This is a genomic window from Micromonospora sp. BL1, from assembly GCF_003667485.1.
In the GTDB taxonomy this organism is placed as follows: Bacteria; Actinomycetota; Actinomycetes; order Mycobacteriales; family Micromonosporaceae; genus Micromonospora; species Micromonospora tulbaghiae.
Genome location: NZ_RCVK01000070.1, coordinates 1 through 3,566, shown reverse-complemented (window position 1 = coordinate 3,566; position 3,566 = coordinate 1). Strand labels below are relative to the sequence as shown.

3 protein-coding genes are annotated in these 3,566 nt (G+C 72.0%); all 3 read left to right on the top strand.

Features of this window, described 5'->3' with window-relative positions; translation table 11 throughout:
- Positions 1–149: 149 nt before the first annotated feature.
- The 3 genes from EAD96_RS00450 to EAD96_RS00440 all read left to right on the top strand — a co-directional run bounded on the left by EAD96_RS00450 (position 150) and on the right by EAD96_RS00440 (position 3,542).
- Positions 150–662 (top strand): Lrp/AsnC family transcriptional regulator, encoded by a 513-nt coding sequence (locus tag EAD96_RS00450; RefSeq protein ID WP_018787551.1) that lies wholly within the window; start codon positions 150–152, stop codon positions 660–662.
- Between the two features lie 148 nt (positions 663–810).
- A complete protein-coding gene (locus tag EAD96_RS00445) occupies positions 811–2,157 on the top strand; it encodes an aspartate aminotransferase family protein (protein WP_121682875.1) in 1,347 nt (448 codons plus the stop codon).
- Between the two features lie 5 nt (positions 2,158–2,162).
- Entirely contained in the window at positions 2,163–3,542 is a 1,380-nt protein-coding gene (locus EAD96_RS00440; RefSeq protein ID WP_121682876.1) for an FAD-binding oxidoreductase, read from the top strand.
- Positions 3,543–3,566: the final 24 nt, after the last annotated feature.

Below are 3,566 nucleotides of genomic sequence, written 5' to 3'. Positions count from 1 at the left end.
ACGGGTCAGTGGCGATGGACGACTGATCCTGACATGAGAAAACCTCTCTCACAAGGGATTCCGTTGCCGGAATAGCCAGTCGCCACGAAATACGCCAGACTGCGCGGGGCACTACGCTCAACACGGAGATTCGGACACGAGGAGCGTCGATGGTCAACCGGCACCAGGAGATCGGGAACGGCAACCGCCGGGTCACCGTGCGTGAAGGCGCCAATCACGCTCTGCTCGACGACGTGGCCAAGCAGATCATCGAGCAGCTCCAGGAGGACGGGCGCCGCCCGTACGCGAGCATCGGCAAGGCGGTCGGCCTCTCCGAGGCAGCGGTACGCCAGCGGGTGCAGCGGCTGCTGGACGCGGGCGTCATGCAGATCGTCGCGGTCACCGATCCGCTCCAGCTCGGCTTCCCCCGCCAGGCCATGATCGGGCTGCGGACCGACGGCGACCTGGAGCCGGTCGCGGACCGGCTGGCCGAGTTCGAGGAGATCGACTACGTGGTGATCACCGCCGGCTCGTTCGACCTGCTGGCCGAGGTGGTCTGCCGCAACGACGCACACCTGCTGGAGATCCTCCAGAAGCTGCGCGGCGTCCCCGGGGTGCTCTCCACCGAGGCGTTCGTCTACCTGAAGCTGCGCAAGCAGACCTACAGCTGGGGCACCGCCTGATGCGGATTCCGTTGACAGCGCAGTGATACAGCGCTGAATCCGTCGCGTTGAAGCTTGTTCGCTTGCCTTATCGGCATCGCCTGTGGGATAACCGTGGGCAGAGCGGCCGGTGTCACCCCTGACCGGCCCGAGACCCGATGGGGCTGACATGGCCAACGCCACCGACCACCTGTGGATGCACTTCACCCGCATGGCGAGCTACCCCGCCGGCGAGGTTCCGACAATCGTCCGGGGCGAGGGCGCGTACGTCTGGGACGCCCAGGGCCGCCGCTACCTGGACGGGCTGGCCGGGCTGTTCGTCGTCAACGCCGGCCACGGCCGCGCCGAGCTGGCCGAGGCGGCCGCCAAGCAGGCCGGCGAGCTGGCCTACTTCCCGCTCTGGTCGTACGCCCACCCGAAGGCCGTCGAGCTGGCCGAGAAGATCGCCACGCTCACCCCCGGCGACCTGAACCGGGTCTTCTTCACCACCGGCGGTTCCGAGGCCGTCGAGGCGGCATGGAAGCTGGCCCGGGCCTACTTCAAGCGCACCGGCAAGCCCACCAAGCACAAGGTGGTCAGCCGCTACATCGCCTACCACGGCACCTCGATGGGCGCGCTGTCGATCACCGGCCTGCCCGGCATCAAGACCGACTTCGAGCCGCTGGTGCCGGGCGGCATCAAGGTGCCGAACACCAACTTCTACCGGGCCCCCGAGCACGGCGACGACGCCGAGGCGTTCGGCCGCTGGGCCGCCGACGAGATCGGCCGGGCCATCGAGCGGGAAGGGCCGGAGACGGTCGCCGCCGTCTTCCTGGAGCCGGTGCAGAACTCCGGCGGCTGCTTCCCGCCGCCGCCCGGCTACTTCGAGCGGGTACGCGAGATCTGCGACGCGTACGACGTGCTGCTGGTCAGCGACGAGGTGATCTGCTCCTGGGGCCGGCTCGGCGAGTACTTCGGCGCCGTGCGCTACGGCTACCAGCCGGACATCATCACCACCGCCAAGGGCATCACCTCCGGCTACGCCCCGCTCGGCGCGATGATCGCCAGCGAGCGGCTGATGGAACCGTTCCTCACCGAGACCGGCATGTTCGCGCACGGCGTGACGTTCGGCGGCCACCCGGTCTCCTGCGCGGTCGCGCTGGCCAACCTGGAGGTGTTCGCCCGGGAGGACCTGATCGGGCACGTCCGGGCCAACGAGGGCGCGTTCCGGTCCACCCTGGAGAAGCTGCACGACCTGCCGATCGTCGGCGACGTGCGCGGCGACGGCTACTTCTACGGCATCGAGCTGGTCAAGGACAAGACGACCCGGGAGACGTTCGACGAGGCCGAGTCCGAGCGGCTGCTGCGCGGCTTCCTGTCCACCGCGCTGTTCGACGCCGGGCTCTACTGCCGGGCCGACGACCGGGGCGACCCGGTGGTGCAGCTCGCCCCGCCGCTGATCGCCGACCAGCAGCACTTCGACGAGATCGAGCAGATCCTGCGCGGGGTGCTGACCGAGGCGTGGTCCCGGCTCTGACGCCGATGACCGACTACCGGCATCTGTCGTACTGGCTGTCCGGCCTGGACGAACCGCTGACACCGCGACCCGGGTTGCCCGGCGACACGGACGCCGACGTGGCGATCGTGGGCGCCGGGTACACCGGGCTGTGGACGGCGTGGTACCTGGCCGAGGCCGACCCCACGTTGCGCGTCGTCGTGCTGGAGCGGGAGATCGCCGGGTACGGCGCGTCCGGGCGCAACGGCGGCTGGTGCTCGGCGCTGTTCCCCACCTCGCTGCCGGCGCTGGCCCGGCGGCACGGCCGGGACCGGGCACTGGCCATGCAGCGGGCCATGCACGACACGGTCGGCGAGGTGGGCCGGGTCGCCGCCGCCGAGGGCATCGACTGCGACTGGCGGGCCGGCGGCACCGTGACGCTCGCACGCGGCGAGGCCCAGCTCCACCGGGCCCGGGCCGAGGTCGCGCAGGCCCACGCGCACGGGCTGACCGACGACGACCTGACGCTGCTCGACGCCGGCGAGGCCGCCGCGCGGTGCAACGCCGAGGGGGTACGCGGCGGCACGTACACCCCGCACTGCGCCGCCGTGCACCCGGCGAAGCTGGTCCGGGGCCTGGCCCGGGCGGTGGAGCGCCGGGACGTACGCATCCACGAGCGCACAGCGGTGACCGCGCTGCGGCCGGGCGCGGCGGTGACGGCGGCGGGCGTGGTCCGGGCGCCGGTGGTGGTCCGCGCGACCGAGGGCTACACGCCGGGGCTGCCCGGCCAGCGGCGTGCGGTGGCGCCGGTCTACTCGCTGATGGTGGCCACCCCGCCGCTGCCCGAGGAGACCTGGGCCCGGATCGGGCTGGCGGAGCGGGAGACGTTCTCCGACTACCGGCACGTCATCGTGTACGGCCAGCGCACCGCCGACGGCCGGCTCGCGTTCGGCGGGCGGGGCGCGCCCTACCACTTCGCGTCCCGGGTGCGGCCGGGCTTCGACCGGGAGCCCCGGGTGTTCGCGGCGCTGCGCCGGGCGCTCGGGGAACTGTTCCCGGTGCTCGGGCCGGACGTGCCGGTGACGCACGCCTGGGGCGGGCCGCTGGGAGTGGCCCGGGACTGGTCCGCGTCGGTGGGCCTGGACCGGCGTACCGGGCTGGCCTGGGCCGGCGGCTACGTCGGCGACGGCGTCGGCACCAGCAACCTCGCCGGGCGTACGCTCGCCGACCTGATCCGGGGCGTGGAGAGCGACCTGACGGCGCTGCCGTGGGTCGGGCACCGCTCCCCCCACTGGGAACCGGAGCCGCTGCGGTGGCTGGCGATGAACGCCGGTCTGAAGGTGATGTCCTCAGCCGACCACACCGAGCACCGAACCCATCGCCCGTCCCGCCGGGCAGACCTCTTCAACCACTTCCTGGGCCACTGACCCCACTCCCCGTTCCACCCCACC

Excerpts from the sequence above, each read along its gene's own strand:
- EAD96_RS00450 (WP_018787551.1), top strand. The coding sequence starts at position 150 with ATGGTCAACCGGCACCAGGAGATCGGGAACGGCAACCGCCGGGTCACC.
- EAD96_RS00445 (WP_121682875.1), top strand. The coding sequence starts at position 811 with ATGGCCAACGCCACCGACCACCTGTGGATGCACTTCACCCGCATGGCG.
- EAD96_RS00440 (WP_121682876.1), top strand. The coding sequence starts at position 2,163 with ATGACCGACTACCGGCATCTGTCGTACTGGCTGTCCGGCCTGGACGAA.